Source organism: Loktanella sp. Alg231-35 (assembly GCF_900143545.1).
Classification (GTDB): Bacteria; Pseudomonadota; Alphaproteobacteria; order Rhodobacterales; family Rhodobacteraceae; genus Yoonia.
The window spans coordinates 35,032-50,821 of sequence record NZ_FREV01000004.1 but is presented as its reverse complement, the minus strand read 5'-3'; the positions used below and the strand labels follow the sequence as shown (position 1 = coordinate 50,821).

Sequence of the window (15,790 nt, the reverse complement as noted above, 5' to 3'; positions counted from 1 at the left end):
CCTTGGGATCATTCAGGTGGGGCGGGGAAATCCTGCCCCGACCTAGTCGCCTGAGCTTATCCTGTCGGCCTTCTTGCGCACCAGCACGCTGCGCAGATCATGCATGGCCAAAAGCAGATCATCGGTGACCTCTTCCAACGCGTCATCACTTGCCTTGCTCTGCGCCCAGTGTGACGTCAGGTTGAGGTGGTCAACGACGCGGTGGATATCATCCAACGTGCGCCTGGAAAGCAGTGCCATCCGCTTTTCTGTCCAATCCTCAATCGCCGCCGTTTCTTCGGGGCTGAGCATGTGGTCACCTTGCGCTTTGAAGTCACCCCGGTTGGTGTTCACAACCGCAATCTGGTCCATCTCCAGCCGCCGGTCCCGGTTTTCTGCATCCAGCCGAAACACTGCCGCCCCATTGTCGCGGATGCGGAAATAGAGCTCTGGCAGCGCGCTCATGTCAGGCCTTCGCAGAAGGTTATAACACGCTGGCATGCTTCTTTAAGCGCCTCATCCGAGGTGGCATAGCTGACCCGGAAATTAGGGCTCAGCCCGAATGCGGCGCCAAAAACAACCGCCACGCCGGTTTCTTCAAGCAGTGCCGTTGCAAAAACCTCGTCATCGGTGATTTCCGTGCCCGCCGCTGAGGTCTTGCCAATGCATCCAGCAATCGACGGGTAAACGTAGAATGCGCCCTCAGGTTTGGGGCAGACAATCCCCGGCGCCTGATTAAGCATGGACACAACCAGATCGCGCCGCCCCTCGAACAGCGTGTTGTTGGGTTTGAGGAAGTCCTGCGTGCCGTTCAGCGCCTCGACGGCCGCGTATTGGCTGACAGAGCAGGGGTTGGACGTTGATTGCGATTGTACCTTGCGTATCGCCTTGATCAAATGCTCTGGCCCTGCCGCGTAGCCGATCCGCCAACCTGTCATTGCATAGGCTTTGGAGACTCCGTTGACCGTCAATGTCCGATCATAAAGTCCGGGTTCGACCTGCGCCGGAGTGCAGAACTTGAAATTGCCGTAGGCTAGGTGTTCGTACATGTCATCCGTCATGACCCACACATGGGGATGGCGCATCAGAACGTCAGTCAGCTCTTTCAACTCTGACCAGCTATAGCCTGCGCCTGTTGGGTTGGAGGGAGAGTTGAACAAGAACCATTTGGTTTGCGGGGTGATCGCCGCCTCTAGCTGTGCGGGCGTGATCTTGAAATTCGCCTCCAGTGTCGCCTCTACGGTGACAGGCGTGCCGCCTGCCAGCAGCACCATATCGGGATAGCTGACCCAATAGGGGGCGGGGATGATCACTTCATCGCCGGGATTGAGCGTCGCCATGAACGCGTTATAGAGCACCTGTTTGCCGCCCGTACCCACGGTGACCTGCGCAGGCACGTAGTCCAGATCGTTGTCACGGGTGAATTTGGCGCAAATCGCCTCTTTCAACGTGGGGATACCATCAACAGCAGTATATTTCGTTTTACCTTCGGCAATGGCGGCGACAGCGGCGTCTTTGATATTTTGCGGGGTGTCAAAATCCGGCTCGCCCGCGCCAAGCCCAATGACGTCGCGCCCCGCCGCCTTCAGCTCTGCTGCTTTAGTCGTGACAGCAATTGTCGGAGACGGTTTGACGCGGTCGAGTGTCGCAGAGAGAAATGTCATGTCTTTATCCGGTGGTATTTGTGCACTGTCTTTGACATAGGACGTGGGCACGACCCATAGCAAGCGTGAAGGGAAACGACGTGGCAGAAGATCTCGATTGGTTCAGCGCGGAAACAGCGACTTTCGGTGACAGGCTTGCAGGTGCCCGCGAGGCAGCAGGGCTTGACCAGAAAGGGCTTGCTAGCAAGCTCGGCGTCAAACAGGCCGTGATCGTCAGCTGGGAAAATGACCTTAAAGAGCCGCGGGCGAACCGTTTGCAGATGGTGTCGGGGATCCTTGGCGTGTCGATGAGCTGGCTTTTGACTGGCGCAGGCGAAGGCCCGGAGGCGCCCGAAGATCTGGGTGGTGTCGGCCTTGATGTGCTTGATCTGCTGGCCGAACTTCGCGGCTTGCGCAGCGAAGTGGCCCAATCCGGCGAAAAGCTGGCGCGCCTTGAAAAACGCCTGCGCGCGGCACTCAAGGACTGATATGTCCGAAACACGCGAGACGATGATCAAACGCCTGCGCATGCGCGCGATGCGGCGCGGGATCAAAGAGATGGATTTGATCCTCTCAGCCTTTGCTGATGCCCATCTGGCCGATTTTTCCGATGATGGTTTGCAGCTTTTTGATCGGCTTTTGGCCGAGAATGACCATGATATTTATGGCTGGGTCGGCGGGCAGTTCCCCGTGCCAGAGGTTTATCTTGATCTGATCACGCAGATTGCCGCAGGCGCCCAAGGTGTGACCCGTCCGGCCTAAATCGCCAATTTGACCTTAACTGAATGTTGTTGGTTTCAGCTTAGCTCTGTTTGCAAGACAAAGATGGAGTATGAGCGGCATGAGCATTCACACAGAGATGATTGGCCCTGACAATGGTAATCCCGAAACTGACGGCATGGCGGACGCGCGTAGTGCGGCATTCATGAACACATATCTTGATGCGCTGACCCTTGTGGAACGTTTGCACCGTCTGCTGCTGGACGTCATTAAGGACGAGTTCGAGCGTTTGGGCCTGCTGGAAATCAACGCCGTGCAGGCGCTGTTGCTGTTCAATGTCGGCGATAACGAGGTCACAGCCGGTGAATTGAAATCGCGCGGCTATTATCAAGGTTCAAACGTGTCTTACAACCTCAAGAAATTGGTTGAGGCAGGATATATGCACCACGAACGCAGTGAGATTGACCGTCGCTCCGTGCGTGTGCGCCTGACCGAAAAGGGCAGGGGCGTGCATGCCGTGGTGGGCAAGCTGTTCCGCACCCACTCCGAAGGATTGGTCAAACGTCAGGTCGTGGACCATGACGGGCTTGAGGAAATCACCGCGGCATTGCGCCGGGTCGAGCGGTATTGGACTGACCAGATCCGCTACATCTACTAGCGCGTTTCGAATCGCACTTGGTACATCTTACCACTGGCAATCGCTGGCGCTTGCCAGTGGTAGCTTGTGTCAGCGTGTCGCTGTGGATGCATCGCCTATGGCGATGCTTGCCAGTTCGCGCAGCAACTTGCGTTCCATGGCGGCGGCGTAATTCTCAAACCCAAGGGCAACTTCGACAAAGGCACCCGGTCCGCGCAGGACGTAGCTGCTGTAGTAGGATGACAGTTCTTTGACATCGGCGAAACGTGCGTCGCCTCCGCGCAGATTGCCAGAGCCGATGACCAGACCATTCACGACAACCCCAGTTGGTGTTTGCTCTGGTCCGATGTCCTGCGGGCGCGGCCCGGTGTTGGTTTCCCCATCGCCAGATAGGTCCAATGTTCGTTTCCAACACATGGGCATCTGTTCCAGATATGCAAAACCGGCCCGCATGGCAGAGCCTATGGCCGTGGTTGGCGCTGCGGCACTGCGCGGTTGGCGACGCAGGGTTTGGGTGACAATCGACAGGTCTTGCGGCGTTGAAAGTGCTGTCCATGGCACAATGATCGTTTGATCAAGCGGGCCGCTCCATTCATAGACCAGCACATGCACCGGCGCATCGGGCTGGACGAAAAGCACCTCCTGCACGCGCGCGCTGTTTAGCGCGATGGCCAATCCATCAAGCTGCAACCGATATTCGGCAGCATCAACCGAGCCAGAGACATCAAGCCCCAGTGCCAAAGCCTGCCTGCAGGCTGCCTGCGCCAACCCCGGCAAGATCATCAGCAAGGCAATGAGGCGGATCATCCCTTTGATCCGGCGATGTCGTCGGTCTGGCCAAGGATTTGCGCGGCCAGTTCACGCAGCAATTTCCGTTCCATTGTGGCGGCGTAGTCTTTGTAGTCCAATGCAACTTCGACAAAGGCGCCGGGCCCACGAATGACGTTTTCCAGATAATAGTCGCGCAGGTCTTCGAGTGATTGCAGGCTGACTTGATCCCCAAAAAAGTTGCCTGACCCGACCACAAGACCATTCACGATGACCCCTTCGGGGCGCAGGTCATCGCCAATTTCTTCGGGTAATGGTCCGGTGTTGGTTTCTCCATCGCCAGAGATATCCAAGGTGCGCAGCCAGCAGTCAGGCTGCTGTTCGAGATAGGTAAAGCCCGCCAACATCGCCGATCCCACGGCTGTGTTTGGGGCCTTCACACCCCGTTCATGGGCGCGCAACTGCGCCGTGATGCGGGCAAGATCGGCGGGGCCGGTGATGGGGGTCCATGGGACAACAATGGTGTGATTGACTGGGCCGCTCCACTCGAACACATGCAGGATGATCGGTGTTTCAGGCTGCAAGAACAGGATTTGCTGCACCGTCGGGGCGTTAAGGGCGGCAATCACTCCTTCAATCTGCAATTGGTATTCGGAATCGTCAACCGAGCTTGAAACGTCGAGCGCCAACGATAACGCCTGCCGGCATGCAGCTTGGGTCAGACCCGGTATCAACAGCAGAAAGAGGCAAAGGCGGATCATCCGTTTGCGCCCTTCTGGATATTGAACCGCCCGATGATTTGGGCCGAAAGCTCTCTGACGAGTTTGCGTCGCATTGCATTCTCGAAGTCCGCAAAACCATCAGCGATTTCGACAAAAGCCAGCGGGCCGCGGATCACTTCTGCAAGGTAGTAGCCAGCGACCGCTGTGTCAGGCTCTGAAATCACAAGGCCATTGACCGTTACGCCGTCAAAGGGAAATGCGGCATAAGCCGAGGCCGGGGCGAAACCATCATTGTTGGTGCCATCACCAGCCATATCGATTGTGTGAAAAAGACAGGCAGGTGCGTGTTGCAATTTGATTGACGCATATCCCAGCGCATAGCCCATCGCCGTAGGCATATCGTTCGTTGCGCGTGTACTTCGGGCCAGAGCATTGGCCGCCCGACGCAAATCCGCGGGCGTCTGGATCAGCGTCCAAGCCAATAGATCTGTCTGATTTTGTTGCCCGCTCCATTCGAAAATTTGAATGGCGACCGGATCCGGACCAGAGAAAAATGCTGCTTCGACCTCTGGCGCTAGCAGGGCAGCGGCCATTCCGTGGCGCTGCAACAGGTCCTCCTCGGCGTCCACCGAGGATGAGACATCAAGCGCCAGAACCAATGCCAGGCGGCACGCCTCAACCGGGGCCGCCGCCAAGCAAAGGCATGAAAGAAGCGCGGCCTTTACCAATGACCAGTGTTTTCCATGCTGGCCCAGGGCTCTGCTGCGGGCAGGTCATCGCCTTCTTGCAGCAGTTCGATCGAGATATTATCGGGCGAACGCACAAACGCCATATGCCCATCGCGGGGTGGCCGGTTGATAGTCACACCATTGTCCATCAGATGCTGGCAGGTCTCGTAGATATTGGGCACGCGGTAGGCGAGGTGCCCGAAATGCCGCCCATCTGTCGGCAGTGCGTCGTCGCCATCCCAGTTATACGTCAGCTCGATCGGGCATTCTTCCTGTCCCGGAGGCGCCATGAAGATCAGCGAAAACCGCCCACCTTCGCTATCATGGCGGCGGGTTTCTTTGAGGCCCAGCAGTTCGTAGAAAGCGATTGATTTTTCAAGGTCTTTGACGCGGACCATCGTGTGTAAGTATCTCAGGGACATTCCGTTTCTCCGTTTTGCATCAGGCATTGGTAAGAGGTTAGCCCGCCTTGAGGCACAGTAAAATGCCCAGCTTGGAAATCTTCACGGCAGAAACAGCGATACACCAGGTTCAGATGCACCTCTTCGCAGAGCCTGCGTTCAGAGCGGATGCCAAAGCAATCACCGACAAAAAGCCACGAATGCCCCTCGACCACCCTCGCGTTTTTCAACGAAGTACGCCCATGATGTTACCTTTCACACGCATTTTCCGAGTGGGCCTGATGTGTGCATCTTGACCTCAAATCGCAGGTGGAATAAGTGCCGTCACAGGTCGCGGGCGTTGTGTAATGGTAAGACCTCAGATTTCCAATCTGATGATAGGGGTTCGATTCCCCTCGCCCGCTCCAATCTCTCTGAGAACACGATCTGAACCCTAGGCCAGGCTGGGCAACCAGAGCACGATCCACGGGAATGTCACCAGTAGTGCGATTGTGATCGCATCGGCGATAAAGAACGGTGTGACCCCTTTGAACACATCCTGCACCGACAAATCATCGCGCACTCCGGCCACCACAAAGCAATTCAGCCCGATGGGCGGTGTGATCAGGCAGAACTCGGCCATTTTTACCACCAGAATGCCAAACCAGATCGCACACATTGGCCCTGACATACCAAAGGCGCTGTCGACGGCACTTACCAGCTCTCCTCCGTTCAACGCCATGACCGCAGGGTAGACCACCGGCAGTGTTAACAAGAGCATGCCAATCGCGTCCATGAACATGCCCAGCACGGCATAGGCCAAAAGAATGCATATCAGGATCAACATGGGCGACATGGTCAGGGATGTGATCCAGTCGGAAAACGCGCTGGGCAGATCAGCGAAGCCCAAGAACCGCACGTAGATCAGCACGCCCCAGATGATCGTGAATATCAACACGCTCAGCTTGGCGGTTTCCAGCAATGCGTCGCGTAGCTGTGGCCAGCGCATCCCTTGATACAGCGCCATCAGGAACACGACAAAGGCTCCGATCGCCCCACCTTCGGTGGGCGTGCCCCAAGCATCGCCGCCGAAAGGGTTGTAGACAAAGCAGATGATTGTCACGACCACGAAGACGATCGGCAAGGCAGGCGGCAACGATGCAAAGCGTTCGCGCCATGTGTAGCCGGTAACGGGTGGGCCAAAGCCTTTGATCGTCAGGGCCATCCCGATGATGAGGGCGGCATAGATCAGCGCCGAGAAGGCGCCGGGAATGAACCCCGCCAAAAGCAGTTTGCCCACGTCTTGTTCGACAATGATCGCGTAGATCACGAGAATGGCCGAGGGCGGTATCAGCGAGGCCAGCGTGCCGCCAGCCGCCACAACACCGGCCGCGAATTGTTTGTTGTAACCGATCTTGAGCATCTCTGGGATGGCAATGCGCGCAAAGACAGCTGATGTCGCCACCGATGCCCCGGATACGGCCGCAAAGCCTGCCGTTGCGAATACTGTTGAAACGGCAAGCCCGCCCGGCACCCATGCAATCCAGCGTTTGGCGGCTTCAAAGAGCGCCTTGGTCAGCCCTGCATAATAGGCCAGATATCCGATGAGGATGAAGGTTGGGATCAACGACAGGGCCTGTGACGAGACCTTGGAGTGTGGCACTTGTCCTGCGGTGCGGACGGCGACACTAAGCGCCCAGCCAAAATCTTCGATCCCATAGTCTTTCTTGGCCCAGAAAATCCAGACCAGACCAATCATGCCTGCAAGCCCGGCGGCAAAAGCCACGCGCATTCCCAGAACGACCATCACCAACATACCGCCGGTGACCCAGAGGCCAATTTCAATCGGTTCCATCAGTTCTGTTCTTTCAGTTGATCGGCTTCCATGCGGGCCTGCGTCGCGGCATCTGCCACCAGCGGCACCGCAATGGCCTGACCCGTTATGATGGCCCGTCCATAGGCCCAGACCTGCAGGCAAAGCCGCAGGCACAGCACACCAAAGGCCAGCGGGGCCAGCAGCTTCGCCGGCCAGACGGGCAGGGCGATATCCATGGAACTGTCGCGGCTCCACAGGGGGGCGGCAAAGTCGAAGCTGCGGTCGAAATGCGCCCAACTTCCCCACACCATCAGCAGCATAAGCAAGAGAACGGCGAGCGTCGTGATCAGCTCAACCACATACAGCGTGCGGCCTTTGAGTTGCCCCACCACGATGTCCATGCGGATATGCCCGCCTTCGCGCATCACGAATGAAATGCCCATGAAGGCGATCAGGGGCATGATCTGTTCGATCCAATCGACGTAGCCCGGCAAAGGTGCGTTCATCGCATTGCGCCCGCTGACAGAGACGACCGCCAGCACCATCAAGCCAAACACCGCCAATCCGCTGATCAGAGCAAAACCGCGCTCCAGACGCAGGAATGCTTGATCTAATTTGCTGAGGTGGCTGCCGTCGGTCAGCACAAGTGAAGCAGTGGCCATCAGACCCTCGTTTGGTTGTTTGATGAAGTGAGGTTGACCACGCAGCCCTTGCGACTGCGTGGTCAACTTGGGCTTAGTTGCCCTCTGCGATCATGCCGGTGACAAGGTCATACAGCTCTTGCGCGGGCAGGCCTGCGTCTGCGTTCTGCGCGATCCATGCGGAAGCAGCAGGCGCCGCTGCCGCCTCTTTGAATGCTGTGATGTCATCGTCTGAGAAGCTGACCACTTCGATGCCACGTTCCGCAAGGGCAGGGCCCCAAGCGTCCATCGTGGCACCGTTGTAGTTGGCGATGTAGTGATCCAGCGCTTCGTCAACCGACCCTAGCAATGCATCGCGATGCGCATCCGACAACCCATCCAGCGCGTCGGTGTTCACCACAACGGGGCAGTTCACGGTGCCGGGGTTGAGGTTCTCAGTCCACCAAGTGGCGTTCTCGATGGTTCCGAAAGACATATGGGCGTGGGGGGCAAAGGCCACGGCTTTGACAACGCCCGAATCCATCGCCTGACGTACTTCGCTGGCGGACATTGATGTGGGCACAGCGCCAACCGTTTCCATCGCGGCCCCGATACCACCTGTTGCACGCACGCTGAGCCCATCAAAGTCGTCCAATGAGGATGGGGCGTCACCTACGCCAGCGATGTTGTATTGCGGCAATGGTGAAGGCATCAGCAGCGTTGCATTCCAGCGGGCGAGGTCGGCCACAGTGGCGGGGTGCTGGTAGACGGCCATGGACAATGCGACCTCCTGCTCAAGCGAGCTGACACCAAGGAACGGCAATTCAAGCACAGTAATCGATGGGTTCTTGTCGCGGTGATAACCTGCACAGAACTGCGCCATTTCAAATGCGCCGATGGAAATTCCGTCAAGGTTTTCGCGGTTGTTGGACAGGCCGCCGTAGCTGATGTTGAGGGTAAATGCGCCATCGGTTTTGTCGCTGACCAGCTCGGCCAGTTTTTCCACATGCTCGGTAAAGGCGCGTTGCTTACCCCAGAGCGATACGTTCCACTCTTCAGCGGTAGCTTGGTTCGCCAAAGTTGCCAAAAGCGCGGCAGTGGCCACGCATGTCAGGTGCGTTTTCATTTCGGTTCTCCTCCCAGAAATTTTGTGAGAGCAGCTAAGCCGAAATCGGATGATCGGACGCATGAAGAAAAACGCGCGCGGTTTTGTGGACGCCCTGCGGAATTCCGCAGGGCTACAAAAGCGCGTCTTTGTCCAACCCCAGCTTGACGATTTTTTCGTTCAGGGTGCGCCTGCCGATGCCTAGGGCTTCGGCTGCATCATCCATCCTCCCTGCGTGGGCTTGGATCGCTTTGCTGATCATCTGCCGCTCAAATGCGGCGACAGCTTCGCGTAGTCCGGGCCGGTCGGACGGATCGGCAGAGACACCCGACATCGCATCCTGTATCGACCCAAACCCTTGCCGTGCCATCATCACGCGTCGCTCGGCCACATTGCGCAACTCGCGTACATTGCCGGGCCAGTCATGAGCGATCAGGACCGACAGTTCAGCGTCACCCAAGTCAGGTATAGGCGTTTCATAGAGCGTAGAAAATTCCTGCAGGAACCGGGTGATCAGAATGGCAATATCATCACGTCGCGCGCGCAAAGGCGGCAGATGCAGTTCAAACCCGCTAAGCCGATAGAGTAGATCCTGCCGCAACCGGCCTTCGGCAACGGCGGTTGCAGTGCTTTCGTTCGTGGCGGCGATCACGCGCAGGTCCAACCGTTCGGGCGTGCCTTGTCCCGGCGCCAGTACTTCGCCTGTGTCAATCAGACGAAGCAGCATGGGTTGCAGATCAGGCGGGCAGGCGCAGATTTCATCCAAAAAGAGCGTCCCACCGGCGGCACTCTGCGCCACGTGATGCAGATGATCACTGCTCATCTGTGCTGTGTTCACCGCCGTTAGCGGCTTGTCACAGCGCGGGGACAGGTCATGAACAGCCCGCGCGACAAGGTCTTTTCCGGTCCCGGTTTCGCCTTGCACAAGGACGGAGGCATCACCAATTGCGACCATTGCGATTGTATCGCGCAGGCGGTGCATGTCAGGCGTTTGGCCCAGTAATGTGCGATCTAACCCCGAAAGCTGTTGCAAGCGCTCTTTCAGGCGCTGGTTGCTTTTGCGCATCTGGTGCTGTTCGGCGGCATGCGACAGGATCAACAACAGCCGTTTGGGATCAAACGGTTTTTCAATGAAGCTGTAAGCGCCGTGGTTCATCGCCTCAACCGCTGTTGGAATGTCACCATGGGCCGAGATCAGCACAACAGGTGGTGCGGCTTCGAGGCTTCGCAACAACTCAATCCCTGTCATTTCAGGCATCCGCACGTCTGACAAAATGACATCAGGCGCGAATTGCGTGATCCAACGCGCAGCATCGGTCGCTCGCGCCAATGGTTTGGCTGTCCAACCGGCCGCTTCAACCAGATCAACCAGTGAATTTCGCATCAGCAGGTCGTCGTCGATGATCAACACGCGGTACTGGGTCATGATGCCATGCTTTCATTGCGGGGCAGGGTCACGCGAAACACCGCACCACCCTGTGGGCTGTCTGTGGCGGTGATCGTGCCGCCATGATCGGACACAATCCCCGCCGAGATCGTCAGACCCAGACCCATGCCTTGCCCACTTTCGCGGGTTGTTGCAAAGGGTTCGCGCAGATCGTCAAAGGTCTTGTCGCCCAACCCATGGCCGCTGTCGGACACCTCAAACCAGACATCACGAGCGGTGTTCCCCATCGTGATTTCGATCTGGCGTGTCTGCGCCTCATCAACCGCATCAAGTGCGTTGCGCACAATATTGGTCATGGCCTGTTCGATCCGCAGTTTATTGGCGTTGAGCGTGAGGGGGCTAGCATGAGGTACAAAGCGCACCTGCGCGTCGCGGGCGGTGATGCTGGGTTCCAGCAGATCAAGCGCGTCTTGCATCACTGTGGCCAGATTAAAATCTTCAAAGCTGTCGCGGCCCTTGCGCGAAAAGAACTTCAACTGCCCGGTGATGTTTTCCATCCGCGCGACAAGGCCTTGCATCTTGTCGCTCAGGCTGGTCGGGCCCACGGTCATTTCGGCGGCGACCAGTTGGTTGCGCATCGCCGCAATCGGTTGGCCCAATTCATGGGTCACCGAAGAGGCCAGTTGCCCTAATGCCGCGAGCCGCCCCGCGCGTTCCAGCTCGGCTTGAGTTTTTTGCAGGCTTTGCTCTGCGGCGCGGCGTTCGTCGATCTCAACCGCCAACCGTTCGTTGGCGAGGCGGAGTTCCGTTTCTTCGCGTTCTGACGCGCGCAGGGCGCCGCGAATACGCCGGACGCGGTTCACCTGAAACGCGCTGAAACTCAGCAGGATCAGTGCAAGGAAAGTACCCGTGGTCAACCAGGCCCGCGTTAGCGCCTGATCATTGGGTACAAAGAAATGCAACGACCAGCTATTGGGCAGATCAGCCGTGCTGAGATACAACAACCGTTCATCGCCGATGGTCGCGGTTTCACGGCTTTGGTTGAAAGACCAATCCAGCGGGCCGAGCGGCTCGGTGCCAAACTGACGTGATGCCACGATCCGGTTACGTTGTTCGAGGGTCAACGGGGCGAGCGTCTTGTAACGCCAGCTGGGATCAGAGGCGAGCAGGACAACGCCATCTGCATTGGCAAGAATGATCCGTTCGCCGGATGCCTGCCAACTGTCTTGCAAGGCGGATAGGTCAATCTTGATCGCAATCACGCCTTCCGCGTCAGATTGCGCAGGGCGCACGGCCATGGCGTAGAAATACCCCGGAACGCCCGTTGTGGCGCCGATCCCATAGAATTCACCCAGTTCACCGTTCCGCGCTGCCTGAAAATATGGGCGAAAGGCGTAGTTCTGTCCTTTGAAACTGTTGCTGCCACGCGCGTTGGAGGCGGCAATGGTCAGACCGTCCTTGTTCATCAGATACATGGCCTCAAGCCCCGCACTTTGTGCAAAGCGCGCCAACCTGTAGTCCAGTTCATCCCCCGGTGCTCCGGCCAATGTGCGGGCAACAACCGGATCGAGCGACAGCAGAAACGGTAAATGCGCAAAATGGCGCAATTCAGTCTCGAGTGCGCTGCGATACAACGTAAGCCGCGCCGCCGCTTTCTCGGTCTCTTGCGCCTTGAAGTAGGAAAAAGAGACCGCCTGCAGCCCCGCCGCAAGCGCCAGAACGAGCGCCAGAAAGATGAAATGTATCGCACGCATCGATCTGACTTGACCTGTGCTGCGCCAAAAATCAACCTTCGCGTGGTTTTGTCGGAAACGGACGGTTCTTGCACGACTGTGCCCTCACCATGCCACTCGCAACTGGGCGATAGTTTCATCATCACCGTAGACGGGTGGGAGGCTGTCGCCGATCACCCGAAATCCTTGGATGATGTGATTTTGTAATGGTAAGCAATTTGACTAACTTTTTCGCAATGCAAGTTGGCGCGAACGCTTTGCCTGAATGTCCTTTGTAATCAACACGGCATGCGGCGTTGGCTGCTGTTTGACGTGGATTTCCATGCACTCGTAGACCGCGACTAGCTGGCCTGCGTTCAACATCTGCCCAAAACAGAAAGGTCATGATCAGTCGTCGTGGTTATGGATCCCATAGAATTGCGCCGCCGTTCGTTCGAAAACGGCGGCGTGCATGTCTCGTGGCACAAGGTCGCGGTAGGCGCGGGTCAGTGTGGCATAGTCAGACGTGAGCTTGTCGACCGGGAAATTTGACCCGACATCACACGCGTTGTGCCAAATTGTTCAATGCAGGTCTCTACAATGGGGCGGATGCCCTCGGGCCGCCAATTGTGATCAAACATGCCCAAGCCTGACAATTTGCATGTCACATGGGCAAGGTCCGACAGACGGTGAAGTTGTTTTGCCCACTCGGTCAAACCTTCACTGGACCGGTCATGGGGTGACCCCGCATGGCAAAGCGCCACGGGCGTATTTGGCACCTGCTCCAGCAGCCCCGCTGTTTTTGCCATCAGTTCCGGGATCAGCTGCAAATCAAAGCGCAGGCCCCGCTGGCCTGCCATTTTCAGGCCAGCAACAAACGCTGGATTATCAAGCAGATCGTTTGTTCCGGTCACGGCATCTTCGTCGGGTGCGCGCCCGACGATCTGGCGTACACCAACCACAGAAGGCAGGGTCTGAAACGCGTCCAGCTGCACCGCAAGGTCAGGTGCAGTGAGGTCGCAAAACACCACCTGTCGCAGTGGCCAATCAGGATTGGCATCAGCCACCGATTGCACCCAACGCGCTTCGGCCATGGCGTCCTCTGCGCCGACCTGAATATGGACAGATGCGGTCACGCCCTGAGCGGCAGCTTCAGCGCGGAACTCTGCCATCAAATAGTCGCGCTGGATCGGGGTGGGGTCACCAAAGAACCGCGTCACACCGGGGGCCATCAGCCATGGGTAGTTGACTGCCGACAAATCCCAAAGGTGATGATGGGCATCGATCATTTCACACCTCCCTGCGCACCGCTCTCACCGCCTGCACCAAATCCGGTGGTGCGGGCCAGTACATCGACGCCCTGCATTTTCCAGAAGTGCAGCAGATCAATGAAGACCCAGTTTTCCACCAGTTTGTCGCCATCGCGTCGATAAATGTCGATCACGCGGAACTCTCCGGGGGTGTTGCTGGCCGACATGCCCATGAAGCCGCCCGATGGTGTTGCCGTGAAATTTGGCCATCCGAAGAACCCGCCAAAATTGCCTTCTGCAAGGCGGGCTACGTGTTTGGTTTTGGACCGATCAGTCAAGCTCGCGCGGAATGGCCCGGAGTGCTGTTTGGCATAGCGTTCGATGGTGTAGGTCGCACCAATCCCCTCGGGCCCCCACCAGATCATGTCTTCCGCCCAGGTGCGCCGCAACTCTTCGACAAGGCTAAGGCCGCTGTTCCATTGCCCCAGATCGCCGATCATTTTTTCAATCACATCCAGCGTTTTTTGGCCTTTGGCAGGGTCTTGGGCGGCGAACATCAAACCGTCATGCGTCATCGGTCCGGGTTGGACCAGATGTGCGGCTGTCTGCGAAGGGAAGGGGTGCAGCCCTGCCTGTGTCATGAGATGCGGAATATCAAAATACATCGCGGTTTTTGAAATCTTGCCGTTGTCAACGCAGTGGAATTCGCAATAGCGCAACATGGCCATCTTGCCAGTCGGAGGGATGCCCAGCCATGGCTGGTCGAAAAGACCCATCAGATGCCCCATCGAGACAACCCAGACGCCGCCTTCGTCGGCAATTGTGTTCTGGCCGGCCATGAACACATCCATGCGCCGCTGCAGCGATGTTAGCGCGCCACGCAGAGGCTGCCAGAACGATTCGGCGACGTCATGGGCAGCGGTCATTTCATTGAACGGATGATACCCGCGCCAAATGTAATCGGCGGACGTGAAGGCCTCTAGTACCGATGCAATGGCGCCCGGTGTCGCGCTGTCAAGTTGAGCATAATACTCTGCAACTATCTGCTTTTCCTTGTGAAAATCGGAAGTCATCTATGCGCTTTCTCTCTCTGACGTGCAATTATTGCATGCGATTGCAAAAACAAGTTGCCAAACAAAAAGCCTATTGTCTATGCTCTTTGCAAACGAATGCAAAAATTGCCTGCATTCCGTCAGGGGGAAATATGGCCGAAATTCAGCTGCGCAATTTGTCCAAGCGTTGGGGGTCGTTTGTAGGGGTCGATAACTTTGACCTGACCATTGCCGACAAGGAATTTCTTGTTCTGCTTGGCCCGTCCGGCTGCGGCAAAACAACCACGATGCGCATGATTGCCGGGCTTGAGGACGCAACCGAAGGCGACATTCTGGTCGATGGGGAGCGGGTCAATGACCTTGAACCCAAGGACCGCGATGTGGCCATGGTGTTCCAAAGCTATGCGCTTTACCCCAACATGAACGTCTATGAAAACATCCGCTTTCCGCTCCGGGTGCGCGGGATTGATCAGGCGGTACATGATGAAAAGGTCCGCCGGGCAAGTGCCATGGTGGAACTGGATGATTTCCTGCATCGCAAACCGGCTGAACTATCTGGTGGTCAGCGCCAGCGTGTTGCCTTGGCCCGCGCGATTGTGCGTGAACCCAATGTGTTCTTGATGGATGAGCCGCTGTCGAACCTTGACGCAAAACTGCGCGTGTCGACCCGTGCGCAGATTAAGAACCTTAGCCATGAGCTGTCGGTGACAACGATCTACGTCACCCACGACCAGATCGAGGCCATGACCCTCGCAGACCGGGTTGTGGTGATGAAAAACGGTGTTGTGCAGCAGGTGGGCAGCCCAACAGAGATTTATGACAGACCTGCCAATGCCTTTGTTGCCAGCTTTATCGGCAACCCGGCCATGAACCTGATGGAAGGCGAGATTACTGGCGGCACATTCCGGGCGCCCAATGTCGAGATTACGGGGCTAAGCGCGCCTGACGGACATGTGACTTTGGGCTTCCGCGCGGAAGATGCCTCTGTCGCCGAAGGCAACGGACACATCAACGCCCCGATTTATACGATGGAGCTTTTGGGCGATGCCACCATGGTGTCAGTCCGGATCGGCGGCGCACTTGTCAGCGTGAAGGCTGACAAAGCCTATCGCGCTGAGATCGCCGACACTGTGTCGATTTCAGTGTCAAACGAGCACTGCCATCTGTTCGATTCCGCAACAGGTGCGCGCATCGGGGGGTAACCCCCTATTTTCCCGCGACTGCGGGGGCAATGGGTGCAGACTTCGAAGATGCACCGGACAACAGGGAGA

At 57.3% G+C, this 15,790-nt stretch carries 17 protein-coding genes, 1 tRNA gene and 1 pseudogene; 5 read left to right on the top strand and 14 right to left on the bottom strand.

The genetic code is table 11. The features are described from left to right. Positions 1-42: 42 nt before the first annotated feature. Both DHN10_RS10095 and DHN10_RS10090 read right to left on the bottom strand, forming a co-directional pair. On the bottom strand, positions 43-444 hold the full coding sequence (locus tag DHN10_RS10095; RefSeq protein WP_108815219.1) for a hypothetical protein: 402 nt from the start codon (positions 442-444) through the stop codon (positions 43-45). Beyond that, complete coding sequence (locus DHN10_RS10090) at positions 441-1,643, bottom strand: pyridoxal phosphate-dependent aminotransferase (protein WP_108815218.1); 1,203 nt, start codon at positions 1,641-1,643, stop codon at positions 441-443. The genes DHN10_RS10095 and DHN10_RS10090 overlap by 4 nt, the downstream gene beginning before the upstream one ends. An 80-nt stretch (positions 1,644-1,723) precedes the next feature. On the opposite strand from DHN10_RS10090, the gene DHN10_RS10085 reads away from it, so the two are divergent. The 3 genes from DHN10_RS10085 to DHN10_RS10075 all read left to right on the top strand — a co-directional run bounded on the left by DHN10_RS10085 (position 1,724) and on the right by DHN10_RS10075 (position 3,000). Continuing rightward, complete coding sequence (locus DHN10_RS10085; protein ID WP_108815217.1) at positions 1,724-2,110, top strand: helix-turn-helix domain-containing protein; 387 nt, start codon at positions 1,724-1,726, stop codon at positions 2,108-2,110. Position 2,111: 1 nt separating this feature from the next. Next, the gene (locus DHN10_RS10080; RefSeq protein ID WP_108815216.1) at positions 2,112-2,384 is read left to right on the top strand and encodes a succinate dehydrogenase assembly factor 2; all 273 of its coding nucleotides are present in this window, start codon (positions 2,112-2,114) and stop codon (positions 2,382-2,384) included. Positions 2,385-2,463: 79 nt separating this feature from the next. Beyond that, positions 2,464-3,000, top strand: a complete 537-nt coding sequence (locus DHN10_RS10075) for a MarR family winged helix-turn-helix transcriptional regulator (protein WP_199910660.1) — start codon at positions 2,464-2,466, stop codon at positions 2,998-3,000. Between the two features lie 69 nt (positions 3,001-3,069). Here the strand turns inward: DHN10_RS10075 and DHN10_RS10070 are convergent, their stop codons facing one another. From DHN10_RS10070 to DHN10_RS10050, 5 genes and pseudogenes are all read right to left on the bottom strand, one after another. Then, on the bottom strand, positions 3,070-3,786 hold the full coding sequence (locus tag DHN10_RS10070; protein ID WP_108815215.1) for a DUF1194 domain-containing protein: 717 nt from the start codon (positions 3,784-3,786) through the stop codon (positions 3,070-3,072). Then, on the bottom strand, positions 3,783-4,508 hold the full coding sequence (locus tag DHN10_RS10065) for a DUF1194 domain-containing protein (RefSeq protein ID WP_108815214.1): 726 nt from the start codon (positions 4,506-4,508) through the stop codon (positions 3,783-3,785). Before DHN10_RS10065 ends, DHN10_RS10070 begins: the two co-directional genes overlap by 4 nt. Next, on the bottom strand, positions 4,505-5,164 hold the full coding sequence (locus DHN10_RS10060) for a DUF1194 domain-containing protein (protein WP_234417099.1): 660 nt from the start codon (positions 5,162-5,164) through the stop codon (positions 4,505-4,507). Before DHN10_RS10060 ends, DHN10_RS10065 begins: the two co-directional genes overlap by 4 nt. A 26-nt stretch (positions 5,165-5,190) precedes the next feature. Continuing rightward, the gene (locus tag DHN10_RS10055; protein WP_108815212.1) at positions 5,191-5,619 is read right to left on the bottom strand and encodes a VOC family protein; all 429 of its coding nucleotides are present in this window, start codon (positions 5,617-5,619) and stop codon (positions 5,191-5,193) included. An 83-nt stretch (positions 5,620-5,702) separates the two neighbouring features. Further along, positions 5,703-5,792, bottom strand: a pseudogene (locus DHN10_RS10050) (transposase); the annotation flags it as partial. Positions 5,793-5,931: 139 nt separating this feature from the next. On the opposite strand from DHN10_RS10050, the gene DHN10_RS10045 reads away from it, so the two are divergent. Next, a tRNA-Gly gene (locus DHN10_RS10045) sits at positions 5,932-6,005 on the top strand. 26 nt (positions 6,006-6,031) lie between these two features. On the opposite strand, the gene DHN10_RS10040 is transcribed toward DHN10_RS10045, so the two are convergent. The 7 genes from DHN10_RS10040 to DHN10_RS10010 all read right to left on the bottom strand — a co-directional run bounded on the left by DHN10_RS10040 (position 6,032) and on the right by DHN10_RS10010 (position 14,540). Next, positions 6,032-7,432 (bottom strand): TRAP transporter large permease, encoded by a 1,401-nt coding sequence (locus DHN10_RS10040; RefSeq protein WP_108815211.1) that lies wholly within the window; start codon positions 7,430-7,432, stop codon positions 6,032-6,034. Next, positions 7,432-8,055, bottom strand: a complete 624-nt coding sequence (locus tag DHN10_RS10035; protein WP_108815673.1) for a TRAP transporter small permease subunit — start codon at positions 8,053-8,055, stop codon at positions 7,432-7,434. The genes DHN10_RS10040 and DHN10_RS10035 overlap by 1 nt, the downstream gene beginning before the upstream one ends. Positions 8,056-8,128: 73 nt before the next feature. After that, complete coding sequence (dctP, locus tag DHN10_RS10030; RefSeq protein ID WP_108815210.1) at positions 8,129-9,139, bottom strand: TRAP transporter substrate-binding protein DctP; 1,011 nt, start codon at positions 9,137-9,139, stop codon at positions 8,129-8,131. Positions 9,140-9,251: 112 nt separating this feature from the next. After that, entirely contained in the window at positions 9,252-10,544 is a 1,293-nt protein-coding gene (locus DHN10_RS10025; protein ID WP_108815209.1) for a sigma-54-dependent transcriptional regulator, read from the bottom strand. After that, positions 10,541-12,259 carry a sensor histidine kinase gene (locus DHN10_RS10020; protein ID WP_108815208.1) on the bottom strand — a complete coding sequence of 573 codons (1,719 nt, stop codon included), beginning with the start codon at positions 12,257-12,259 and terminating at the stop codon, positions 10,541-10,543. Before DHN10_RS10020 ends, DHN10_RS10025 begins: the two co-directional genes overlap by 4 nt. A 464-nt stretch (positions 12,260-12,723) precedes the next feature. After that, positions 12,724-13,506: an amidohydrolase family protein gene (locus DHN10_RS10015; RefSeq protein ID WP_234417098.1), complete on the bottom strand. Its 783-nt coding sequence runs from the start codon at positions 13,504-13,506 to the stop codon at positions 12,724-12,726. Next, positions 13,503-14,540 carry an ester cyclase gene (locus DHN10_RS10010; protein WP_108815207.1) on the bottom strand — a complete coding sequence of 346 codons (1,038 nt, stop codon included), beginning with the start codon at positions 14,538-14,540 and terminating at the stop codon, positions 13,503-13,505. Before DHN10_RS10010 ends, DHN10_RS10015 begins: the two co-directional genes overlap by 4 nt. A gap of 131 nt (positions 14,541-14,671) precedes the next feature. On the opposite strand from DHN10_RS10010, the gene DHN10_RS10005 reads away from it, so the two are divergent. Continuing rightward, the gene (locus DHN10_RS10005) at positions 14,672-15,721 is read left to right on the top strand and encodes an ABC transporter ATP-binding protein (RefSeq protein ID WP_108815206.1); all 1,050 of its coding nucleotides are present in this window, start codon (positions 14,672-14,674) and stop codon (positions 15,719-15,721) included. Positions 15,722-15,790 lie beyond the last annotated feature (69 nt).

Excerpts from the sequence above, each read along its gene's own strand:
- DHN10_RS10010 (WP_108815207.1), bottom strand. The coding sequence starts at position 14,540 with ATGACTTCCGATTTTCACAAGGAAAAGCAGATAGTTGCAGAGTATTAT.
- DHN10_RS10065 (WP_108815214.1), bottom strand. The coding sequence starts at position 4,508 with ATGATCCGCCTTTGCCTCTTTCTGCTGTTGATACCGGGTCTGACCCAA.
- dctP (WP_108815210.1), bottom strand. The coding sequence starts at position 9,139 with ATGAAAACGCACCTGACATGCGTGGCCACTGCCGCGCTTTTGGCAACT.
- DHN10_RS10025 (WP_108815209.1), bottom strand. The coding sequence starts at position 10,544 with ATGACCCAGTACCGCGTGTTGATCATCGACGACGACCTGCTGATGCGA.
- DHN10_RS10070 (WP_108815215.1), bottom strand. The coding sequence starts at position 3,786 with ATGATCCGCCTCATTGCCTTGCTGATGATCTTGCCGGGGTTGGCGCAG.
- DHN10_RS10095 (WP_108815219.1), bottom strand. The coding sequence starts at position 444 with ATGAGCGCGCTGCCAGAGCTCTATTTCCGCATCCGCGACAATGGGGCG.
- DHN10_RS10035 (WP_108815673.1), bottom strand. The coding sequence starts at position 8,055 with ATGGCCACTGCTTCACTTGTGCTGACCGACGGCAGCCACCTCAGCAAA.
- DHN10_RS10090 (WP_108815218.1), bottom strand. The coding sequence starts at position 1,643 with ATGACATTTCTCTCTGCGACACTCGACCGCGTCAAACCGTCTCCGACA.
- DHN10_RS10005 (WP_108815206.1), top strand. The coding sequence starts at position 14,672 with ATGGCCGAAATTCAGCTGCGCAATTTGTCCAAGCGTTGGGGGTCGTTT.
- DHN10_RS10020 (WP_108815208.1), bottom strand. The coding sequence starts at position 12,259 with ATGCGTGCGATACATTTCATCTTTCTGGCGCTCGTTCTGGCGCTTGCG.
- DHN10_RS10075 (WP_199910660.1), top strand. The coding sequence starts at position 2,464 with ATGAGCATTCACACAGAGATGATTGGCCCTGACAATGGTAATCCCGAA.
- DHN10_RS10055 (WP_108815212.1), bottom strand. The coding sequence starts at position 5,619 with ATGTCCCTGAGATACTTACACACGATGGTCCGCGTCAAAGACCTTGAA.
- DHN10_RS10040 (WP_108815211.1), bottom strand. The coding sequence starts at position 7,432 with ATGGAACCGATTGAAATTGGCCTCTGGGTCACCGGCGGTATGTTGGTG.
- DHN10_RS10015 (WP_234417098.1), bottom strand. The coding sequence starts at position 13,506 with ATGATCGATGCCCATCATCACCTTTGGGATTTGTCGGCAGTCAACTAC.
- DHN10_RS10080 (WP_108815216.1), top strand. The coding sequence starts at position 2,112 with ATGTCCGAAACACGCGAGACGATGATCAAACGCCTGCGCATGCGCGCG.